This window comes from Paenibacillus sp. GCM10023252, assembly GCF_042653305.1.
Classification (GTDB): domain Bacteria; phylum Bacillota; class Bacilli; order Paenibacillales; family Paenibacillaceae; genus Pristimantibacillus.
In genome coordinates, this window is sequence record NZ_JBHSHW010000012.1 from 1 (window position 1) to 20,757 (window position 20,757).

19 protein-coding genes are annotated in these 20,757 nt (G+C 51.4%); 18 read left to right on the forward strand and 1 reads right to left on the reverse strand.

The features are described 5' to 3' along the window. The first annotated feature begins 750 nt into the window (after positions 1–750). From ACFO9Q_RS09925 to ACFO9Q_RS09975, 11 genes are all read left to right on the forward strand, one after another. The gene (locus tag ACFO9Q_RS09925) at positions 751–1,263 is read left to right on the forward strand and encodes a hypothetical protein (RefSeq protein ID WP_379181351.1); all 513 of its coding nucleotides are present in this window, start codon (positions 751–753) and stop codon (positions 1,261–1,263) included. A 409-nt stretch (positions 1,264–1,672) separates the two neighbouring features. Continuing rightward, positions 1,673–2,887, forward strand: coding sequence for a formaldehyde dehydrogenase, glutathione-independent (gene fdhA, locus ACFO9Q_RS09930; RefSeq protein WP_379181353.1), 1,215 nt, complete (start codon positions 1,673–1,675; stop codon positions 2,885–2,887). Positions 2,888–3,030: 143 nt separating this feature from the next. Next, positions 3,031–3,561, forward strand: a complete 531-nt coding sequence (locus ACFO9Q_RS09935) for a sigma-70 family RNA polymerase sigma factor (protein ID WP_379181355.1) — start codon at positions 3,031–3,033, stop codon at positions 3,559–3,561. A gap of 13 nt (positions 3,562–3,574) precedes the next feature. Beyond that, a complete protein-coding gene (locus ACFO9Q_RS09940) occupies positions 3,575–4,723 on the forward strand; it encodes a hypothetical protein (RefSeq protein WP_379181357.1) in 1,149 nt (382 codons plus the stop codon). Beyond that, positions 4,723–5,685, forward strand: a complete 963-nt coding sequence (locus ACFO9Q_RS09945) for an ABC transporter ATP-binding protein (protein ID WP_379181359.1) — start codon at positions 4,723–4,725, stop codon at positions 5,683–5,685. Before ACFO9Q_RS09940 ends, ACFO9Q_RS09945 begins: the two co-directional genes overlap by 1 nt. Next, positions 5,682–6,554, forward strand: a complete 873-nt coding sequence (locus ACFO9Q_RS09950) for an ABC transporter permease (RefSeq protein ID WP_379181361.1) — start codon at positions 5,682–5,684, stop codon at positions 6,552–6,554. The genes ACFO9Q_RS09945 and ACFO9Q_RS09950 overlap by 4 nt, the downstream gene beginning before the upstream one ends. Before the next feature lie 123 nt (positions 6,555–6,677). Then, entirely contained in the window at positions 6,678–7,625 is a 948-nt protein-coding gene (locus tag ACFO9Q_RS09955) for a magnesium transporter CorA family protein (protein ID WP_379181363.1), read from the forward strand. A 131-nt stretch (positions 7,626–7,756) separates the two neighbouring features. Then, the gene (locus ACFO9Q_RS09960; protein ID WP_379181365.1) at positions 7,757–8,086 is read left to right on the forward strand and encodes a general stress protein; all 330 of its coding nucleotides are present in this window, start codon (positions 7,757–7,759) and stop codon (positions 8,084–8,086) included. A gap of 150 nt (positions 8,087–8,236) precedes the next feature. After that, complete coding sequence (locus tag ACFO9Q_RS09965) at positions 8,237–8,767, forward strand: type 1 glutamine amidotransferase domain-containing protein (protein ID WP_379181367.1); 531 nt, start codon at positions 8,237–8,239, stop codon at positions 8,765–8,767. Positions 8,768–9,027: 260 nt separating this feature from the next. Beyond that, a complete protein-coding gene (locus ACFO9Q_RS09970; protein ID WP_379181370.1) occupies positions 9,028–9,363 on the forward strand; it encodes a hypothetical protein in 336 nt (111 codons plus the stop codon). Positions 9,364–9,536: 173 nt separating this feature from the next. Then, entirely contained in the window at positions 9,537–10,829 is a 1,293-nt protein-coding gene (locus tag ACFO9Q_RS09975) for a cyanophycinase (protein WP_379181372.1), read from the forward strand. Between the two features lie 63 nt (positions 10,830–10,892). Here ACFO9Q_RS09975 and ACFO9Q_RS09980 read toward each other — a convergent pair whose 3' ends face one another. Continuing rightward, the gene (locus ACFO9Q_RS09980; RefSeq protein WP_379181375.1) at positions 10,893–14,018 is read right to left on the reverse strand and encodes an S-layer homology domain-containing protein; all 3,126 of its coding nucleotides are present in this window, start codon (positions 14,016–14,018) and stop codon (positions 10,893–10,895) included. A 192-nt stretch (positions 14,019–14,210) separates the two neighbouring features. Between ACFO9Q_RS09980 and ACFO9Q_RS09985 the strand changes: the two genes are divergently transcribed. The 7 genes from ACFO9Q_RS09985 (at position 14,211) to ACFO9Q_RS10015 (ending at position 20,557) form a co-directional block, all read left to right on the forward strand. Further along, positions 14,211–15,077, forward strand: a complete 867-nt coding sequence (locus ACFO9Q_RS09985; RefSeq protein ID WP_379181377.1) for an AraC family transcriptional regulator — start codon at positions 14,211–14,213, stop codon at positions 15,075–15,077. Between the two features lie 75 nt (positions 15,078–15,152). After that, on the forward strand, positions 15,153–16,022 hold the full coding sequence (locus ACFO9Q_RS09990) for a PmoA family protein (RefSeq protein ID WP_379181380.1): 870 nt from the start codon (positions 15,153–15,155) through the stop codon (positions 16,020–16,022). Continuing rightward, positions 16,019–17,005 (forward strand): NAD(P)-dependent oxidoreductase, encoded by a 987-nt coding sequence (locus ACFO9Q_RS09995; protein ID WP_379181382.1) that lies wholly within the window; start codon positions 16,019–16,021, stop codon positions 17,003–17,005. The genes ACFO9Q_RS09990 and ACFO9Q_RS09995 overlap by 4 nt, the downstream gene beginning before the upstream one ends. A 195-nt stretch (positions 17,006–17,200) precedes the next feature. Continuing rightward, entirely contained in the window at positions 17,201–18,385 is a 1,185-nt protein-coding gene (locus ACFO9Q_RS10000; RefSeq protein WP_379181384.1) for a LolA family protein, read from the forward strand. 105 nt (positions 18,386–18,490) lie between these two features. Continuing rightward, a complete protein-coding gene (gene alr, locus ACFO9Q_RS10005; protein ID WP_379181386.1) occupies positions 18,491–19,672 on the forward strand; it encodes an alanine racemase in 1,182 nt (393 codons plus the stop codon). A gap of 249 nt (positions 19,673–19,921) precedes the next feature. Next, positions 19,922–20,203, forward strand: a complete 282-nt coding sequence (locus ACFO9Q_RS10010) for a CopG family ribbon-helix-helix protein (RefSeq protein WP_379181388.1) — start codon at positions 19,922–19,924, stop codon at positions 20,201–20,203. 3 nt (positions 20,204–20,206) lie between these two features. After that, positions 20,207–20,557 (forward strand): type II toxin-antitoxin system PemK/MazF family toxin, encoded by a 351-nt coding sequence (locus ACFO9Q_RS10015; protein WP_379181390.1) that lies wholly within the window; start codon positions 20,207–20,209, stop codon positions 20,555–20,557. Positions 20,558–20,757 lie beyond the last annotated feature (200 nt).

Below are 20,757 nucleotides of genomic sequence, written 5' to 3' on the forward strand. Positions count from 1 at the left end.
GATTGGCATGGTGCAGCGAGGGGAAACCTACCGCAGCGCTCAAGCAGATCTTGCTGCCGCCTAAGCTTCTCTAATCCAGCTACAAATTACGAGGATTGACTCATTCGCAGGATTGCTCGACCTATGAGCACAAAAGAACCGAGTATCAGTTCCGGAAGGGCATAGACCCGTTTATTAAACGCTATCGGTCTCCACGCCATGGACAGGTGTAAAGAAGGAATGTGAGGGCGTAGACCCGTTGAGATCTGGGAGGGTGAACCTCCATGGGCCATGTGGAGTGTGCAGGATATGGATTTTCTGGAAGCGCGTATTGCGTTGCTTCTGTTCCCGTACGCCCGCTAGCTGCTCGACGGCCCCAACCCTACCGCAAACCATCCGATACCACCATCTCCATTGTAATGAAATCCTGCGAATGAGTGAGCATTCGTGAGAAAGCCCCTTAAATACGAGGGACGGAACTGAACGCCCTTATTTGCCTTGTGGAGTAGAGTTTCCCCTCAAAATTGGCCCAATAAGGTCTCCTAGTTCCGTTAGATTAAGAATAGACGCTAAAATGTCAAAATAGAGGCTGTAGGTTCCGTTAGGACAGTATAAACGTCTACACTGAGCCGATCTTGACGGTTCACAAGGTCCATGTAATGAGCTACTCTATCCAATCTAACTACGTCTACACCGCGCATGCTCAGGGCATAAATAGTTCAGAATGGGTACATGCCCTGGACATCACGATTAGAGAGGTTGGATGATGAGATGAACATCAAGATAGCTATAACAGGGTGCATCTTAGGCGCGATGCTCTTCGCAGGTGCTTCAGCCCACGGAACAGTTAAGTTGGAGCCCGCCGCTGGGCTTGCAGCAGCAGAGCAGGCCGCTGCGCCTGCAGCTGCACAGCCTGCTGAGCAGCCTGGTGTAGAGTCACGGTCTAGCGAAGGCGAGTATGGTCACAACCGAGCAGAGCACAGCAGGGAGCAATGGGAGGCCCATCGGCTGGAGAGGCTTCGTTATATGGCTAAGTACTTCGGCATAGAGACAGAAGGCAAGTCTCCAGAGCAGCTGAGACAAGAAGTGCATGCTGCGAAGCTGGCGAATAAGGAGAAGTGGGAAGCCTTAAAGGCCGAGCATAAGGCGAAGCGTCTCGAGTATCTGCGTAAGTATGCGGAGTCCAGAGGCATTGCGTCTGATGGCAAGACAGAGAAGGAGCTTCGTGCGGAGCTGCACAAGCAATTCATGCAGCGCAGCCAAGAGCCGAACGATAAGAAGTGATTCGGCAAGCAGCTGCGGAACCGCAAATCCTGCAACAAAGCCACAAACAGCGACCGGTGAAAATAAGCAATAATGAGCTCAATCAGCCTTAATGAGCAATAATCAGCCCTAACCAGCAAGAATGAGCCACTGAGCCTCAGCCAGCCATAACCAGCCACAATAAGCATCAATCTGCAGCAACTACCACCAGCCAGCATCAAGAACACCTTCGACAAGACGCTCTACGTCCTGTCGAAGGTGTTTTTTCCATATAACCATTGTGCATCCTTATGTCGATTCAACCTGCACATCCATGCCAAAAAAATTTGACGAGTGGCTGTCAGTAAAATACAATAAACTATGAAGCGTTTACATGACGATGACCTATCACAGCTGGATAATCCATTATCGCAGAGGAGTTGGCAAGCTAATGTCAGGAAATCGCGCAGTTGTCTATGCAGAGCCGGGTAAGGTTGAAGTACGGGATACCGCATATCCGGATCTGGTGTTAAGGGATGGACCAGGTGTCAACCCGCTTAACGTAGGCAGGAAATGTGAGCATGGCGTCATTCTTAAGGTTGTATCTACCAACATATGCGGCAGTGACCAGCATATGGTTAGGGGCCGGACGACCGCTCCAAGCGGCCTTATTCTTGGCCATGAGATCACCGGCGAGGTTATTGAGGTTGGCCGGGATGTCGAGTTCATCAAGAAGGGCGATCTCGTCTCCGTTCCCTTCAACATTGCGTGCGGCCGCTGCCGGAGCTGCAAGGAGCGTAATACGAACGTCTGCTTGAACGTGAATCCTGACCGTCCAGGCTCTGCATACGGATATGTAGATATGGGAGGCTGGGTTGGCGGGCAATCCGAATACGTAATGGTTCCTTACGCTGACTTCCAACTGCTGAAGTTCCCGGATAAGGATCAGGCGATGGACAAGATTCGCGACCTGACGATGCTCTCTGATATTTTCCCAACGGGCTATCATGGCGCAGTCAGCGCTGGGGTTCGTCCCGGCTCAACCGTCTATGTGGCCGGTGCAGGTCCGGTCGGACTAGCTGCTGCTCACTCGGCACAGCTGCTCGGCGCGGCTGTCGTCATCGTCGGTGATCTCAATAGCGAACGGCTAGCTCAAGCGCGCAGCTTCGGCTGCGAGACGGTAGATCTTAGCCAGCATCCGAATCTAGGCGAGCAGATTGATCAGATTCTTGGGTCACCTGAGGTTGATTCGGCGATTGACTGCGTAGGCTTCGAGGCACATGGCCATGGACATGGGCATTCGGAGGCGCCGGCAACCGTACTGAACTCCATTATGGAAGTTACTCGTGCAGGCGGCAGACTGGGTATTCCAGGCCTCTACGTTACCGGGGATCCAGGTGCAGTGGATGAGGATGCCAGACATGGCACGCTCCGCATTCGATTCGGCTTAGGTTGGGCGAAGTCGCACACGTTCGTCACTGGACAGACACCGGTTATGCAGTACCATCGCGAGCTAATGACCTCTATCTTAAGTGGACGAGCCCAGATTGCGAAGGCCGTTAACGCAACGGTTATTTCCCTGGAGGAGGCGCCACAGGCCTATCAAGCATTCGACCGCGGGGCGTCGAAGAAGTTCGTTATTGACCCGCATGGACTTATTCGTTAGCTGTTATACTATCAATTAGGCAAGCCCTTGCCATAGGGTTTGTCTTTTTTTTTATCATAGTGTTACAAAATAACCGCAAGCACCGTCTTCCTTATGTAACGTTGAAGCGTTACGATGATGAGGAGAAGGAGGAGGATACGAGAATGGAGACTTCGGCGCCGAATCTCTTTCGAGAGTGTTATGAGACCCATTATCCCTCTGTACGCCGCAAGCTGATCGCCATTGTCAAGGATGAAGCTGCTGCAGAGGATCTGGCTCAGGAAGTATTCTTGAAGCTGTACAGGAATCCGCCGGATGAATTCGGGGCGGTTGGTGCATGGCTGCACCGTGTACTTACGAGAATGGCATACGACCATATAGATAAGAAGACGAGAGAGAGGGCGCTTGCCGAGCGCCAAGGCTTGCAGATTCAGACCGAGCAGGGCAGCTCTGCTTCGAATGAAGAACTTCTCATCCAGCAGGAAGACCGCCAGCAGGTACAAGGATGGCTGGATGCGCTGCCTGAGCGTGATCGGAAGCTGCTGATGCTTCGATATGAAGGCTGCAGCTATGCTGAGATTGCAGAGAAGATGCAGGTGCGGCTGCCCCAAGTAGGCACGATGCTGCGCCGGGCTGGCGAGAGATTCAAGCGACAGGCGGTAAGCGGCAAGCACGGGATTACAACGAACGAATAGGAGGAACGCATAGATGGATAACAAGAAGAGCAAGATCGACTCTACAACGCATGAAGCTTGGATACGGCTAGAGAAGCAGCTGCAGAAGGAAGAAGCTTCGCCATTGTGGCAGCAATGGGCAGCTCAGGAACAAGCAGGCCGTGCGTCTACAGAGAATCACACACAGCTGAAGGAAGCGACACCGGCGGCCCAAGCGAGCTCGCCGTCCATACTACGGCCGCAGTTACACCTAGCTGCTCAAGGGGGATTGGACAAGGAGGCAACTAAGCCTGCCGTTCGCCGCAGCTGGCTGAAGCGGCATTCAGCGAAGGTCGGTATGGCTACAGCAGCAGCTGTCCTTGCTGTGGTCATCGCAGCACCGTCCACGAATCAGGCGCTGGCCGCCTTACTGAACAAGTTCCGCATGGAGCAGGTCGTCGTTGTGCAGGAGGATGACATCGAGCAGATGTTCAATAGCATCTTCTACAGCGAATCCGACACGGAAGCTACGAATAAGTTCGGCGTCTTCGAGCATACGACTACGGGTGAGCACGTGAACAAGTTGACCCCGCAGCAGGTACAAGAGCAGTTCGGTCTCAAGATTCCTGCCCTTCAGCTTGGGGAGAAGACGCAGCTGGACCTTAGCTCTGGACCGGCCCAGCAGCTCACCTTCCGCCCTAAGGTGGATGAGATTAACAAGCTGATGAAGAAGCTTGGCGCAGAGAAGCTGCTGCCGGAATCCATACACGATAAGCCGATTACTCTGCAGACAGAGCGGACACTCAGCGTCAACTATCAACAAGCTGGGCAGGAGCAGGGCAAGCACGTATCTCTGAGCTACGTAGCTATTCCAACACTGGAGATTGATCCATCCATTGATGCGCAGGATGCCTACGAGGCGGTTATCCGCTTCCCAGTTATTCCAGATCATCTTCGCAACGCACTGGCCTACTCCACCAAGCTTGACGATGGTCAGGTTCCGCTTCCACTCATTACAGACGGCAAGGCGGATAAGATAACGATTGGGGGATTAGATCTGTACATCTCCCAGCCTAGCGAGGATTCCTCTGATTATTGGTCTGTCGTATGGAAGCAGGATGATATGATGGTCTATGCAAGCTTCAATAAGTTCACCGAGCGCGCCGAAGTGGAAGAGCTGCTTGCCCAGCTGGTGCAAGCGTAATGTCTACTCCAGCAGCGATTGCAGCGACTCACTTAACGAAGGATTACGGGGACGGACGCGGCTGCCGCGACGTCTCCCTGCAGATTAACACCGGGGAAGCCTTCGGCTTCCTCGGCCCTAACGGGGCAGGCAAGAGCACCCTGGTGAAAATGCTCGTCGGCCTCATCACCCCTACATCCGGTGAGGCTCTTATCTATGGTAAGCCATCCGGCTCAGTCGAGGCTCGCCGAAGAATCGGATACCTGCCGGAGCTGTTCCGCTACCCGGACTGGCTCTCCGGCGTTGAAGCGCTGCACTTCCATGCCAAGCTGTGCGGTCTCGACAAGACGACGGCTAATGCCCGTATCAACCAGCTCCTCCAAGAGGTAGGCATCGGCAAGCGCGGCAAGGACCGCATTAAGGGCTATTCCAAGGGCATGCAGCAGCGGCTGGGGCTGGCGTGTGCACTGCTTGGCGATCCTGATATCGTCTTTCTGGACGAGCCGGCTTCGGCGCTCGATCCGGTAGGCCGATATGAGGTGCGCCAGCTGCTTGCCCGCCTGCGTAAGCAGGGCAAGACAATCTTCCTTAATTCTCATCTGCTGGAGGATGTGGAAGAGGTGTGTGACCGGGTAGCGCTGCTGAACAATGGTCAGATTCTTGCCCAAGGCTCGATTGAGGAGGTGCTGCGGGAGCGTTCCCGTTACCATCTCCGCATTGGCGGCTTCACTCCCGACGTCCTTGACCCACTGCGCGAAGCAACTCTTGCGCCGATTCATGTGGCAAGCGGCCCGGATCCGCTCCCTGACGGGTCCGTATGGCTGGAGGCGGAGCTCGAGGATCAGGAGCAGGTCGGATACTTGAACTACCTCATCATGGAGCAGGGGATGACCTTGTATGAAGTGAAGAAGATGAGGTCGAGGCTGGATGAATGGTTCGTCGAAGCGGTCTCTGGCCTTGAGCATAGGGGGGAACGCCAATGACAGCCGTATGGGGACTGACTTGGAAGGAGCTCCTTCGCAAAAAAGTTACCTTAATGACCGTCATCATGACGGTTTTATTCTGGGTTATTTTCTGGTTCATCGCACAATCTATTCACACTGAACAAGAAGCCAGAGAGGTCGCTAATCTGTTCGACTTGATGGCGAATATAAGAGACAGCATCACGATGATCGCTCTAGGCTTCTTCTTCGGGACATTCGCTGTTGCCTTCCTTGCCATATTCAGCGCGGTTGCCGCGGTATCCGGAGAGGCAGAGAATGGCGTGCTGCAATCTGTATTAGCCAGGCCCATTCCACGCTGGAAGTGGTATTTGGGGAGATGGTTAGGGTTCGTTTGCTTTGGGGTGCTGTATGCTTTCGTTATTTTCACCTCTATTCTCCTCATCACCTATCTAACGACTGGCTTCGCGCTCGAGGTACTAACTATGGTGAAGGCATTCCTCTTGTTCGCGTCCATCATTCCGTTGCTGGTGTCCATAACGATGCTCGGTTCGGTCTGGCTCTCTCCGCTCGGCAACGGGGTTGCCATGACGATGCTGTATGGCATGGGCTGGCTCGGGGGCATGGTAGAGAAGGTGCTGAGGTCTGAAGCGTTCGACGAAGATGCGGTCAATCGGATGGAGACGATATCAGGCCTGATTGCTATCCTCATGCCGGCAGATTCGTTGCAGCAGCGAATGATGGTGGAGCTGTTCAATATGAAGGAGCTCCAAGGGATCATCAATATGGACAATCTTGGCCCGTTCAGCTTAGGTACGGTGCCCTCGAACGCCTTCCTGATCTACATTGCCTGCTATATGCTTACGGCATTGCTGCTCGGGATGGTTATTCTTCGCCGCAGAGACTTCTAAGCTCCGTACTAGAATGAGGTAGGTCTGCCCTTAGGGTGCAGGCCTATTTCCCATATATTCCTGATTCATCCCGTCAGAGTGTTGGTTAATGATTGGGTAGATTGCGGATAGGAAGGTGTTACGATGGGTACGTTCTATATACAGAACGAACAGGATTGGGTATGGCATGATTGGATGAAGCTTGATGCCGACGAGCGGGCAGAGTGGGTCCAGAAGTATCCGGAATGCGGGGCTTGGCTTACCGAATATGAGCGGCGGAAGGCGAATTATACCGAAGTCTATGCTCATCGCGGTGAGGATAACGCGCTATGCGGGACGCTTACCGTCTGTCAGGACTTGAACAGGCCGGATAGGCTCTGCCTTGTCCACTATTACATCTCTTCCCGTATGCTCATCACGATTGGGCTGTCGGAGAACCTGTTCACACGGACAACTCATGCGGCCCTGCTGGAGAAGCTTCAACAGGTGGAGAATGCGACGGAAGGCTTCATGCTCATATTGGGTGAGCTGATTAACACCTATCTGGACGGCATGGATGAATTCGAGCTGGAGCTCATGAAGCTGGAGCGCAGGATGCAAGAGCGCAATGGGCTTCATGTGCTTGACGAGATCATTAACCGCAGGTTCGAGCTTCTAAGACGCACCTCCATTACGATGCCGCTGCGCGAGATTCTATGTGCTGCAGAGGAAGCCTTCGAGGAGCAGGTGACCGAGAAGTCGGAGTACAAGCGGACCGAGGCCAGGCTGAGAAGGATTACGATGCTGGAGCAGCATTATGAGCAAGAGGTGGAGAAGCTGCTGCGCATTGATGACAATATTACGAATTATCGCGGCAATGATATTATGAAGACACTGACCGTGTTCACCGTCGTCTGTACCCCTGTCATGTCCTTCGGGGCGCTCTGGGGAATGAACTTCAAGTTCATGCCTGAGCTGGAGTGGAAGTGGGGGTATGCGGGTTCAATCGGACTAATCCTGGCATCGACTCTGGCGGTCTATTATTGGATGAGGTACAAGGGATGGACAGGAGACATTCTCAGAGGTCGAAGGAAGGATTCGAATATTAAGTAAGCCATATGTCACCTGTTTCATGGCAAGGCAACATGGTTAATATAGCCTAGACCGGTCAAGCAATATAAGTAAGTTACTAACTAATGGTAATGTGATCGTTTAATTTTCTATACAAAATGGAGGAATGACCTATGAGACCAGCTGTGCAAGTAGTAGATACTGGAATTGCCGCTCTTAATGCGGTTCGTGAACTTAGTCAGCAGGGGTATAAGCAAGAAGACATCTATGTGCTAGCCCATGATGAGGAGAGAACGGATACGCTGTCGGAATCGACGAACACGAACAAGATCGGTGTATCTGAGGAAGGTGTGTTCAACGCGATGGCGAATCTGTTCCGATCCAGAGGAGATGAGCTTCGCTCGAAGCTGGAGTCGGTTGGACTAACTGGGCGGGAAGCCGAGCGCTACGAACAGGAGCTTGATCGTGGACGAGTTATCATTATTGCGTCCCCGCAGGCTTAAGGCATATGAGCAGGTCACCAAGAACGCAGGGAGCGGCTCCCTGCGTTCTTGTCGTACCCAGATAACCAGCCTAATTATCAATGCTTGAACATTGGAGGAATAGGGTAATTTACTGAGGAGTGAATGAGATTAGGATGAGGAGTGAGAGCAATGAATCAGGGTAAGAGAGTAGCCTTCTTGCTGGCCGACGGATTCGAGGATTCGGAGATGAGCAACCCCTACGATGAGATGGTGAAGAATGGCCATGAAGCGGTCATCCTCTCTCTTAAGGCGTCAGAGGAGCTGAAGGGAAAGAAGGGTAAGGTGAGATACACATCCCATCTGGCGGTGAAGGATGCAAGTCCGAAGGACTATTCGGCCATTATTATTCCAGGAGGTAAGTCTCCTTCTCACCTGATGGATGATGAGCATGTGCAATCCTTCGTACAAGAAGCGGACAAGGCAGGCATAACAATTGCTGCGATCTGTCATGGTCCTCAGATTCTTGCCAAGGCTGGACTGCTGAAGGGCCGCACCTTAACCTCCTATCCAGGGATTGCAGATGAGGTCAGGGAAGCTGGAGGGACCTTCGTGGATAAGGAAGTGGTCGTAGACCGCAACCTCATTACGTCGAGAACGCCTGAGGATGAGCCTGCTTTTATTGAAGAGACGATTAGCCGATTAGGGGTTAACGCTTGGTAATACAGACAGAGTTGTTACTTTGCAGTTAATGACACAGCTAGAGAGCCCGGGACACCGGGCTCTTTTTGTAGTTTGCTCATCCTATGGCTGACCGATCAATGTCTTGCCCAATCTTTTTCACTTCCTAGTGTTTCAAGAGGGGGCCGACTGTGTAATAGCAAGTATACACACCACAACAATTAAGGCAACTATACAACGAAACCCTTATCATCCCTTTTAAATTATCAGAAAATTCAAATAACAAAAGGATGGTGGCCAAAATGACGATTAAGTACCGGACGCCCTGCTTCGGCAGTGAACTGATTGTCAAGGAAATTGGCGAAGAAGAAAAGCTGTTCCAGGTGTGCATTCAGAGTGCAACGAATCCGCTTGGTACGGGGAACAAGCTCGGCATCTACAACGATCTGGACTACGCCATTACGCAGCTTAACCGATTCTGCAAGATGTATACGCTAGCGAGAGAGGGCGGATATCATCTCAGCGGGGATCGCCTGACGAAGCACGACAAGCCGGATATTCTCGTCTCAAGCGTCTTGGATGATGATGTGACGGAGGATCAGCTGCGATCGCTGTTGGAAGTTCAAATAAGTTCATGAGGAGCAGCCAGACCATAAGCAGCTGCCTATAAGCAATTCACACACATAAGGCCGTTCACCATCACGCAGGAGTGATGCTTGGACGGTCTAGTTGTGATTATATAGAGTTAGGAATGTTATTTGCTAGTACATGTGTAAGCAGACCTATCGAATGAAGTAAGGAGCATGGACTTATGAATGAGTATACGAATGCAGTACCTCCCATAACGGTTGGCAGCGGCTCGGGAACCGGGACATGGTTGGTCGGAGGGGGGACAACATCGGGATCTGAGCTGGGGCTGGCGGATTCCCCGTTCCTGCACGCGTTGCGTGGAGTGGTCTCCGCCACGCAGGATGAGCGGCCGAGGATAGCGGTCTTCTCACCAGGAACTGCTGAAGCTGTCCGTCATCACTATTATGATTATGATGGCTATTCACTAGAGCAAGAGTACGCCGATTACGGCTTCGAGGCTGTCTTCATTCCACTTGCAATCGATAACTATAAGGAATATGCCGACTCCTCCTATTGGGCGAATCAAGTCCGCAGCTGTCAGGCTGTCTTCCTCCAAGGCGGTGATCAAGCGCGGCATGCCAGGCAATTGTTGAATGACGATGGTACCTTGTCTAAGCTTGCTCAAGCGATTCGTGACGTGTATGAGGCAGGAGGAGTTGTAGCGGGGACGAGTGCTGGCGCCCACGTTCAGAGCAGCCCTGTGTTCGGGTTCGGAGACAGCTACCCTGCTATGGTCTACAATCAGGCAGAGACCATTCAGACTCCAGCTGAGCTCCTTGTCGACGATATACATACTCCTAAGCTGCCCGGCAATAACATGATTATTCCAGGCTTAGGGTTCGCAAGAGAAGGGTTCATCTACGATACCCACTTCGACGCGAGAGGAAGACTGGGCAGGCTGCTTGTAGGGCTGAGAGATACGGGAGCAAGGGCGGGAATCGGCTTAGATGAGGGGACGGGGCTGTTGATACGCGGAAGCACGGGCACAGTTGTCGGTCATAATGGGGTCTTTGTCATAGAGTCGGAGGGAGCTTCTTATGGTCCTCGCGGTTCAGGTGAGACTTTCCGGGCTGAGGGGGTTAGGATCAGCTATCTGACATCCGGCGACCAGATTGACTTGGATACGTTCGCGATTACGCCAGCTGAGCATAAGCTCCCTGTTGTTACTAGAGCCGATCAAGAATCATTCGATTCGATGGATCTGTTCTCACGCGGCGAGCTGAAGTACCAGACAACAGCGGTCATCCTCTCACTCATGCATAGTGCAGCCGATTCGGTGCAAGCAGGAGTCCATAAGCACGGAATATCCTATGGGCCGGATTACGTCGTCACCTTCCGTAAGGATGCTCAGACCCTCGGCTTCGAATCTGGCGAAGGATATACAACGGGCAATCACCAAGCCGTAACCGCGCTTCGAGGCTTCAAGAAGACGACGGTAGTGAGGATGCTGGTGGATGTTGCTGCCTTTCGGTGATGATTGGTTGTCAAAAAAAGAAGGATCCGGGCTTATGCCAAGGATCCTTCTTTTTGCTTGTCTTTATTGCACGACCCATACTCCGCTTGATTTAACATAAGTTACAGTAGGAATGAATTTGCCGTTGCTATCCTTGATGTTGGTTAAGGTAATGGTGTCTCCGTCTTCGAAGTCATCTACTCCTCTTATGTGTACTTCATACGTATCGGCTAGATAATCCGGATAAGGAGGAGTATCTACATAATAGGCGTTTCCTGTAAGGATAATATTAGCTTGGGTAATTGATCCCGCAGACAATTCATCTGAGAACTCAATATATACTTCATCATCATAGGAATAATGAAGCACAGATTCAATCGTTACAGCAGATGGCGGCGGAGTTTCAGGTGTTGGAGCGATACTCATAATCATGTCGATAATGGTTGTTTTTTTATAGCCTGCTAGAGAAGTGGTAGCTGCAGAGTTCCCCGTTGTATAACCATCTGTTGGTGATGCATATCCTACTGTGGATGCATCTTTGGAGAAGGTAACGGCGAATTCCGGACCGCCGGCAACTGCATGCTTCTGTGCAGAGGTAACCACTGAAGTATCTGTGCTATTGATGAGCGACAGAATGGTTTTGGTTGACTGATATTTCACAGCATTTCTTGAGAAGATATCATTCGTTGTATATACCGTACCAGCAGGTGAAGTAATCTGTACCTTACCAGCAGCTGGGGTAACCACCTTAGTTGAGAAGTTGTATTGGTCGCCAGCAGTTAGATAGCTGAACTTCACTCCGCTTGCCTTGAAGTAGCGAGCTGGTCCAGCTCCATTGAAGGTAGCACCGTTAGAGTTAACGATGTATACACCATTATGGCCTACTACCGTTCCAACTCCGTTGCGTACGAGCAATCCTGTGCCTTCATCCATACCGATGCCAAGCTCGGCACCAGTGTCGCGAAGACCGATGACAAGACGTCCTAATCGGCCGCGTGCATCGAAGTGGGTGTCATAGATAATGTTCTCATTCAACAAGCCAAGTCCAGCTAGTGACAGGTTATTACCTGCATCTATGGGATCAAGCAAGGAACCGGTAGGAATATCTCCAATCTCAACTTCCTCCGTCTGGTTATAGACCAGTGACGGATAGCTGTCTCCGAAGCCGAACACTGGATTACTCTGAATATGTGCTCCAGCGCTAGTTCCTCCAACAACACCGCCTTGCTCGTATACATACTGGATTGCTTGAGCCAGCAATGAGAGGCTTCCATCATCGTTCAGCAGCTGCCTGGCATGTCTGGCTTGATCCCCGCCTTGGAGGAATACGGCCTCACAGCTCTTCACCACATCAGCCCAATAAGAGTTATTCGCATAGAGCTCATAGTTGTTAACGGCAAGAGGGATGAATACAGGTTCAAATCCATAGTCAGTGTATTCTTGCTCTAGAGAATATCCATCATAATCGTAGAAGTTGTAGTATACAGTATCGGCATCACCTGGCGTGAAGATCGCGATTCGCGGCCGCTCGTTAACAGGCTTGCCTGTAGCCGTTCTCAGAGCTTTCAAGTAAGGAGAGTTCGCAACATTGTAAGGACTTCCTGAAGAGGAACCTCCGCCTGGAAGCACGGCTCCTGTCCCCGGACCATTGCCAATGCTGACTAACGGCGCTGGTGCTGGTGCTGTGATCATCATGGCTTCAGTCTTGGATATACCTTGGATGCCTTGATTGTCTAACGCAGCCACATAAGCGTAATATTCATCTGGACCAGCTGGTGTACCGCCGAGTTCCTTCTGGTCCGCATTCAGTGTAACCATATAGTTAGGTGAACCGGATGCGACCAGCATACCACGGTTATCTGCGGCCAGCTGCTCAATCTCAAGGAGGCTTTTGCCGGAGAGTTCATCTTCAACTTCAGAGACTAAGCCCTTTTTGGAATAGAAGACGAAGTAGTTCCTGATCGCTGGGTCGCCTGAATCGTCGAACTCAACTGTGTAGTTAGCAAGGCTTGTTCCCGAACCTGTTAATTCAACATTTTTAGGATAAGCAGGAATTTGTACGTTTATTTTCGTCGGGGCTGCTGTGATACCTAATACACCATCAGCGCCGAACGTTGCCGCATAGGCATAATATTGGCCAGTTACGAAGGATACTCCAGTAATCAAGTCCTTCTGACCAGAACGGAACGTATTCGCTCCCCCATCTGCGTAGCTCAGATCAGTAATTCTGAATATTTTCCCAGCGTTAGCGCCAGTTGTGAGACTTGTCAGATAACCAGTTAGAATATCATCTCTGCTAAGTGCAGCTAAGTAAGCGGAGACTGCTGCCTTGTCGCTGGTGGAGTAGAACATGAGATAGGAATCCACACCGGCCGTATTGGTAGATGGGAGGAAGCCTAGACGATAATGTTCAATTAGCAGTCCTGTCGAAGTGTCTCTCTGTGACAGAGTGACATTACGCAGCTCATAAGGAGCAGGTGTCGGCGGTGTTGGTGAAGGAGTGTACACTGGACCAGGTGTTGCTGTGGGAGTTGCCGAAGGCGAAGGTGATGGTGTAGCGGATGGCGTCGGCGTCGGTACAGGTGTATCCGAAGCACGCTCCAGCAGAACAATTCCTTCAGCTCTAGTCAGCGGAGAAGTGGAACGGAACAGACCGCCTTCGCTTCCTTTGATTAGTCCAAGCTTGCTAAGTGCAGCAATCGCAGCGCGGCTCCACGATGGAATGTCTGCTGCGTCGGTATACTGTTTGAGTACAGACAGGTCTGCCTTGTCCAGATCAAGCTTAAGTACTCTCACAAGGATAAGTGCTGCTTCAGCACGGCTAATTGTCTTCTCTGGACGAATCGTGCCGTCAGTATAGCCTTGAACATATCCTTGCTCTGCGGCAATCAGGATATCCTGCTCGTACCAGGCTCCTTCTTTTACATCTGTGAAGCTGGCATCTCCTGTCTTAGTGAATCCATAAGTACGATTAATGAGCGCAACGAGCTCGGCTCTCTTTATGGGGTGATCTGGTTTAAAAGACCCATCTGAATAACCATTAATAAGTCCTGATTCAATCCATTTGTCGATCTCGGCTTCCGCCCAATGGCCTACGTAATCGTGCTCATCACTCTGTGCAGCGCTAGCCGTAGCCAGTCCGAGCGATGAGAAGAACATACAGAGAACGAGAATCGAAGCTAGTCCGCCTCTTACTTTCTTGGTCAACATATTCTTCCCTCCATGCAAGTCATATTGAATTACAGTAGAAGATTAGCAAGTATTGTTCCATTTTCCCTGAAAAAGTGACTCTTATGTAATAAAAGCTGACATGCATAGTTGGGGCAGTGGTTGAATAACCGTTGTATAATAATTGGATACTTAGAAACTTAGTTGAGGGAATGCAGGAGGAGTATCTATACGATGAGATATCCGATTGAATATGAGCATGAAATTGCCGTACAAGTCCACCTATGGTCTCCGGATACTGAAGCGATGCCGCTTCATGTTCATGCGAGCCTGGAGATCGGCTGCTGCTTATCGGGAGAAGGAGAGTTCTACTTCGGATCGAAGCAGTATCCGGCTAGACAAGGCGATCTGTTCCTGGTCAATCATACAGAGCCGCACATTGCACGGTCTTCTCCCAACAATCCAAGCACGTATCTGTTCCTCGTCTTCGATGCGGAGCTGCTTGCGGCGGAGGACAATAAGCTGCTGCTCCCCTTCTCCATACCCTCTGAGCGGTTAACGAACCGCATCCCGGCCGAGACCGGCCTATCCATTGACATTATTCCGTCCATGATGCTCATATGGGAGGAACTCAGACTAAGAAGAGAGGGCTATGTCGTATTCGTGAAGGGGCTGCTCCTGCAGATCTGTGCAAGGTTACAGCGCTACTTCAGCAGCGACCTAAGTTCAGAAGATTGGCAGATGCATATGGCGGAGTTCACTGCCTTCAGGAAGATCAACCATTATATGAAGGAGCGCTTCTCGGAACAGCTGGAGCTGAGCGATCTGGCGGAAGCTCTTCAGCTAAGCCGCTCCAGAGTGTCTCGACTGTTCCAAGAGGTCACGGGGCGCAGCTTCAAGGACTACCTGCAGCTGCTACGAGTTGCGGAGGCAAGGAGACTGCTCATTCGCTCAGACATGCAGGTTACAGACGTATGCTTCGCGAGCGGCTTCCAGAGCCTGTCTTCCTTCTACCGAATATTCACAGCGGTGGAAGGAGTGACGCCAACGGCGTACCGGAATAAATATGCGGTTGGAGCAATTTTTGAGAATGAGAGCTAGGGAGTTGGGAAGCAAGATGAGATCCCATCATGTATGCTCAGTTCAGTAGGCAGGATCCTACCTAACACGAGGAGAGTGACAGACCTTCTTATGAGCTACCCTAAGCTTAACGCCATTGTAGATGGCAATCGTCTTCATATCTACAGGAAGGATAACCCCATCCCGATTGTAACGCAGCAAGCAGACTTCCATCACAGACCCTTCCTGCATCCCATCGTCGCACCAGATGGAATTGGCGTGCTAACGGAGGACAAGCCTGCCCATCATCCATGGCAGCATGGCTTGTATATTGGGCTTAACGATGTGAATGGAATAGGATTCTGGTGCGAGGGGCTTATCCCTAAGAGAGCAGCTGCAGACGGCACCTTCCATCCCGCTCCTCTTAAGAAGCCTGTTACTCGTGATCATGAAGTATCATGGTCGGTCGAGACAGCTTACAGGAATCCAGGCGGAGCTGTCATGATCCATGAGACACAGCATTGGGAACTGACTGATTATGGTGAGAGTTATAATCTGGACTTGAACTGGACGCTGGAAGCCGCTACGGACATTACGTTCGGGCACTATGACTATGGAGGCGTATTCCTGAGAATGGCTTATCGCCAAGAGGCGGGCGGAACAGTCTTGAACAGCGAAGGCCAGAGAGGATTAGACGCCGAGGGTCAACGGGCGAGGTGGACAGCTGTTGCTATGCCGGTAGAAGGACGATTCGACGAAGCTGGAATTGCTGTGCTGGATCATCCCCACAATCTAGAGCATCCTGTGCCTTGGAGAGTAGACTCGGAGCTGGGCATTGGACCAAGCAGCTGCCGGGCAGGTGCCTGGACACTGAAGGAAGGTCAGGCACGGACCTTCTCTTACCGATTCCATGTATTCACAGGAGACATTCAAGTGCCTAATATCGAACAGCAATGGACGCTGCTTAGCCGGAGGAACCTGCTATGAATCGAATAACGCTAGTCATTCATGCTTCATTCGACCGCATCTGGCCGCTCGCTGGAGATCGTCTGCATGAGCTTCTAAGCATTCATGCCGAAGTGGACTTCATCCGGCTCCCGCAAGACTCGGAGCTGCTGCTATCCAAGGCTGTTCCCGACCTGGATCGGGTTGAGTGCCTAATCTCAATCGGTACCCCCATCACCGAAGCATGTCTTCGAGCTATGCCTTCTCTGAAGGAAGCGTTCATCGGTATCGGACGTTATGCGGAGATGCCATCTGCCGCTATAGGGGAGCTGCTGCGGGGATTAGGAATCAGGCAGCTGAAGTTCTCATCTGTCGGCTATTGGGGTCAGTCGGTGTCCGAATTCGCTCTCGGGCTGACGATAGCTGCACTGAGACGAATTCCTCAGACCCATCACTCCATCATGAGCAGCTATGAGGCTTGGCAATACCCATTAGAGCAATTCGGGGACGATCCAAGGTTCGTGAACGGTACGGTGGAAGGCAAGCGGGTTCGTATAGTAGGCGCAGGCAATATTGCCAGTCGTTATGCCAAGTTCATGCATATGCTTGGAGCGGATGTAGCTGTATGGGATCCATTCGCAGCCGATCAGGCGTTCCATCTCGCAGGCAGCCGCCGTGTGAGGCTGCTCGAGCATCTCCTTCATGACGCTGATATCTTCGTCCCTATGGTGCCTCTAACCCCTGCCACTACCGGCCTCATTAACGCCGAGCATATTCAGGCGCTTCCAACAGGAGCACTGGTGGTCCTCGTCACCCGATCGCAGATCTGTGACATGGCCGAGCTAACGAAGCGAGTCCTTGCCAATGAGCTCACTCTTGCTGCAGACGTCTATGAGGAGGAGCCCTTACCTCTCGGTCATCCGCTGCTAGGCCGCACTAACGTTGTCCATACTCCCCACAATGCCGGCAGAACGAAGGAAGCCAATTGGAAGTGGGCTGAGATGCTGGCGGAACAGATTGTATAGGTATATATACCTCGCATCCTAGGCTTGATTATAGCTTAGGATGTTTTTTTTTGCTGGCTACGACCGCGTGATAGTGAATATCCTCCCCCTGCCTGTGATAAAAATGACCAAGCCTCAGCCAGTCCGCATAATTGGCCAAGTTCCCTCATAGACATGTTAGCAGAGTGTAAAACAATGTGCAGAGGGGATGATTCCATGCGTCGCATGACATGGACCGCAGCCATTCTACTAGTGTTGTCGCTAGTGCTGGCCGCTTGCGGGACGAAAGACGCTGCTTCGGTCGTGAAGGATCTAGACAAGGTTGTCAAAGGGATGGAAAGCTATCAAGGAAGCGGGACAATGACTCTTCATACAGGACAAGAACCGCTGCAGTACGATGTTGAGGTATGGTATCAGCAGCCGGAGTACTACCGCATCTCGCTTACGAATGCCAAGAAAGATATTACGCAGATCGTGCTTAAGAATGATGATGGAGTATTCGTCCTGACCCCTCGTCTCAATAAAGTATTCCGCTTCCAGAGCGACTGGCCGCAAAATCAAGGACAGGTCTATCTGTATCAGACGCTCGTTCAGAGCATCCTGAAGGATAACTCCCGTCAATTCGCAGAGGAAGACAAGGCCTTCGTCTTCGACGTGATGGCCAATTACAATAACGGCTCCTTGGCACGGCAGAAGATCTGGCTGGATAAGTCAACCTATAAGCCGCAGCAGGTAGAAGTGAGCGACACGAATGCCGCAGTCATGGTAGAAGTGAAGTTCAATACGTTCGAGTTCGATCCGAAGTTCGAGAAGAGCGCATTCGAGACGGAAGCGAATATGAAGTCCTCAGCCGCATCGAATGAGCAGCCGACGATGGCAGACCCAGATGCTGAGAACAACAACGTCTCTGCCGAGGATGGCAAGAGTGGCAATGAAGAGCCAGCCACAGATGACAATAAGACACCTGCGGACGACAATACAGCTGCGAACGATGAGAATTCCTCAGGGGCTAATAATGAAGAGGAAGATGCAAGTGCCGGAGTCGACGATCCAGATGCAGCACCAAGCGAGATGGTCGTCATGGAGCCTGTCCTACCGGAAGGCACGTTCCAGAAGGATCAGACGGACATCATCTACGGCGGCAATGCTGGTGTCATCACCCGTTACTCCGGAACTCACAACTTCACGCTCATCCAGACACAGCCGAAGGACGAGGCAGCGTCTATCGTTCCCGGGTATATGGTGGACTTAGGCTTCACTTATGGTGAGCTTAGCGGGGATGAGCAGCAGACGCTTACTTGGACGTACGAAGGCAATGCGTTCCGCTTGACAAGCGCAGATCTTGACGATACCCAGCTCATCGCCATCGCTCAATCTGTCCAAGGCGAGATGGGCAAATAAGGAATCAAGGATTCATTGACAGCCTCACCGGCAGCGTATAACATTAATCCTACATGTGTTCAAAAAAGGACGAATGTTGCTGCAGGATGAGGAAGGTGAACGACATTGGATTCCTACTACCGCCCGACGAGGGCAGAGATCTCTCTCGATGCGCTGCATCATAACATCAAGGCATTCCGCCAGGCTATGCCTGAGACTATGCTGCTGATGGCTTCAGTCAAGGCCAATGCTTACGGACACGGCGCCGTCATGATTGCTAAGGAAGCGGCAATCTGCGGCGTCGATTACTTAGGCGTAGCCTTCTTGGACGAAGCCCTTCAGCTCCGCAACGCAGGAATAGATACACCTATTCTGGTGCTCGGATTCGTCCCTCCTTCAGCGTTGATACTTGCCCGTGAGCAGAATATTACGATTGCCCTGTTCCGGGAGGACGTGCTCGAAGCGGCAGCCTTGCTGCCAGACGACCCGCAGGGGAGAAGGCTCAAGGTGCATATCAAGGTCGACACAGGCATGGGCAGGCTTGGCCTCATTGCAGGTCCGGAAGCGGTTCAATTCATTGAACGGGCGTGCGGAGTGGCTCACTTAGAGGTTGAGGGATTGTTCTCTCATTATGCCCGCGCGGATGAAGAGGATAAGGCGTATACGAAGCTTCAATATGAACGGTATACGGCTGTTGTAGAGGAAGTCAGAGCAAGACAGCTGCACATTCCGATTATCCATGCGGCGAACAGCGCTGCTGGCATTGATACCCCGGAATGGGGTGGCGGGATGCTTCGTCTCGGTATCTCCATGTATGGCATCTATCCATCTGCCGAGGTTAATCATGAGCGAGTGGCCTTGCAGCCCGTGTTGTCCCTTAAGACCGAGGTCGTTATGGTGAAGAATGCACCTGAAGGCTGGGGAATATCCTACGGCACGCGTTATACCGCTGAAGACCAGGAGAAGATTGGCACCTTGCCAATCGGCTATGCAGACGGATACAGTCGCATGCTGACTGGCAAGGCACAGGCTCTGGTGAGGGGCGTTCGTGTACCCGTTAGAGGGACGATCTGCATGGACCAGTGTATGCTGGGACTTAATGAAGCAGATTCAGTCGCGGACCCGATTGGAACCGGTGAGGAAGTTGTCTTGCTCGGCAAGCAGGGAAGCCAGTGGATTACCGCAGAGGAGATTGCCGACCAGCTGGGTACGATTAATTATGAGGTGACATGCATGCTTGCTGCCCGCGTGCCAAGGGTTTATGTGAGTGAGGGACGAACGGTTCATATCTCCAACCCTATTTTGTAACATCACCCCAAGTCTCATTTTTCGCGCTCCTTTTTGTTGGGAATGATTGCCTATGTCATTTTTTGCGTGTATAGAGAGGAATTTCGTCCATTATCACGAATTAGTAAGTCAGGTGATAGATGGCTTATTCCACTCCTTATGCAGCATATTTGATATACGCGCGACATAGATATGTTGAAGTATAGGGTTGGCAACTTATTGTCATAATGTGTAATGAGGTTTTGGAAAAGTTTTGGGGGTGCTAGTTCGGTGGCCAATATGCAGAATACGAAGAGGATCATGATCAGCTTGCCGGATCATTTGTTGGAGGAAGTTGACGGCATTGTGGCCAAGGAGAACTCCAATCGCAGTGAATTCATTAGGCAAGCGATGAAGCTCTATCTCGTAGAACGGAAAAAACGTCAAATCCGCGAGTCCATGCAGCGCGGATATCTAGAGATGGCTAAGATCAACTTGAACATGGCCTCGGAAGCTTTTCATGCGGAGGAAGATGCCGATCATACGCTCGGCCGTCTCGTAAGCGGGGTGTAAGCATTGATTGTAAAACGCGGCGATGTTTTTTTTGCAGACTTGTCACCCGTTGTCGGCTCGGAGCAGGGCGGAGTTCGCCCGGTGCTCGTCATTCAGAATGATATTGGCAACCGATTCAGTCCGACCGTTATCGTAGCAGCGATTACCGCTCAGATACAGAAGGCGAAGCTCCCTACTCATGTAGAGATGGATGCGGCAGCACACGGATTCGATCGGGATTCGGTCGTATTGCTCGAACAGATTAGAACGATTGATAAGCAGCGGCTTACCGACAAGATTACTCATCTCGATGATGAGACGATGCGTAAGGTAGACGATGCTCTGCAGATTAGTGTGGGCTTAATTGATTTCTAGAATTTCTAGAGCATAATTGGAGGGGACTTTTTTGGCTGGCAGCGTCTCGCTACGCTGTTCGGTTGGAGGAGTTCTTTTTATTTTGGTTAAAAAAATAGTTGTAGACAAAATTCCCCATTATTTGCTATGATGTTGCTACTTTAGTCCTTGATTATTAAATAGAAGAGCTACGCTATGCGAAGAACGCAAGCTAGAGCCAA

Excerpts from the sequence above, each read along its gene's own strand:
- ACFO9Q_RS09925 (WP_379181351.1), top strand. The coding sequence starts at position 751 with ATGAACATCAAGATAGCTATAACAGGGTGCATCTTAGGCGCGATGCTC.
- fdhA (WP_379181353.1), top strand. The coding sequence starts at position 1,673 with ATGTCAGGAAATCGCGCAGTTGTCTATGCAGAGCCGGGTAAGGTTGAA.
- ACFO9Q_RS09935 (WP_379181355.1), top strand. The coding sequence starts at position 3,031 with ATGGAGACTTCGGCGCCGAATCTCTTTCGAGAGTGTTATGAGACCCAT.
- ACFO9Q_RS09940 (WP_379181357.1), top strand. The coding sequence starts at position 3,575 with ATGGATAACAAGAAGAGCAAGATCGACTCTACAACGCATGAAGCTTGG.
- ACFO9Q_RS09945 (WP_379181359.1), top strand. The coding sequence starts at position 4,723 with ATGTCTACTCCAGCAGCGATTGCAGCGACTCACTTAACGAAGGATTAC.
- ACFO9Q_RS09950 (WP_379181361.1), top strand. The coding sequence starts at position 5,682 with ATGACAGCCGTATGGGGACTGACTTGGAAGGAGCTCCTTCGCAAAAAA.
- ACFO9Q_RS09955 (WP_379181363.1), top strand. The coding sequence starts at position 6,678 with ATGGGTACGTTCTATATACAGAACGAACAGGATTGGGTATGGCATGAT.
- ACFO9Q_RS09960 (WP_379181365.1), top strand. The coding sequence starts at position 7,757 with ATGAGACCAGCTGTGCAAGTAGTAGATACTGGAATTGCCGCTCTTAAT.
- ACFO9Q_RS09965 (WP_379181367.1), top strand. The coding sequence starts at position 8,237 with ATGAATCAGGGTAAGAGAGTAGCCTTCTTGCTGGCCGACGGATTCGAG.
- ACFO9Q_RS09970 (WP_379181370.1), top strand. The coding sequence starts at position 9,028 with ATGACGATTAAGTACCGGACGCCCTGCTTCGGCAGTGAACTGATTGTC.
- ACFO9Q_RS09975 (WP_379181372.1), top strand. The coding sequence starts at position 9,537 with ATGAATGAGTATACGAATGCAGTACCTCCCATAACGGTTGGCAGCGGC.
- ACFO9Q_RS09980 (WP_379181375.1), bottom strand. The coding sequence starts at position 14,018 with ATGTTGACCAAGAAAGTAAGAGGCGGACTAGCTTCGATTCTCGTTCTC.
- ACFO9Q_RS09985 (WP_379181377.1), top strand. The coding sequence starts at position 14,211 with ATGAGATATCCGATTGAATATGAGCATGAAATTGCCGTACAAGTCCAC.
- ACFO9Q_RS09995 (WP_379181382.1), top strand. The coding sequence starts at position 16,019 with ATGAATCGAATAACGCTAGTCATTCATGCTTCATTCGACCGCATCTGG.
- ACFO9Q_RS10000 (WP_379181384.1), top strand. The coding sequence starts at position 17,201 with ATGCGTCGCATGACATGGACCGCAGCCATTCTACTAGTGTTGTCGCTA.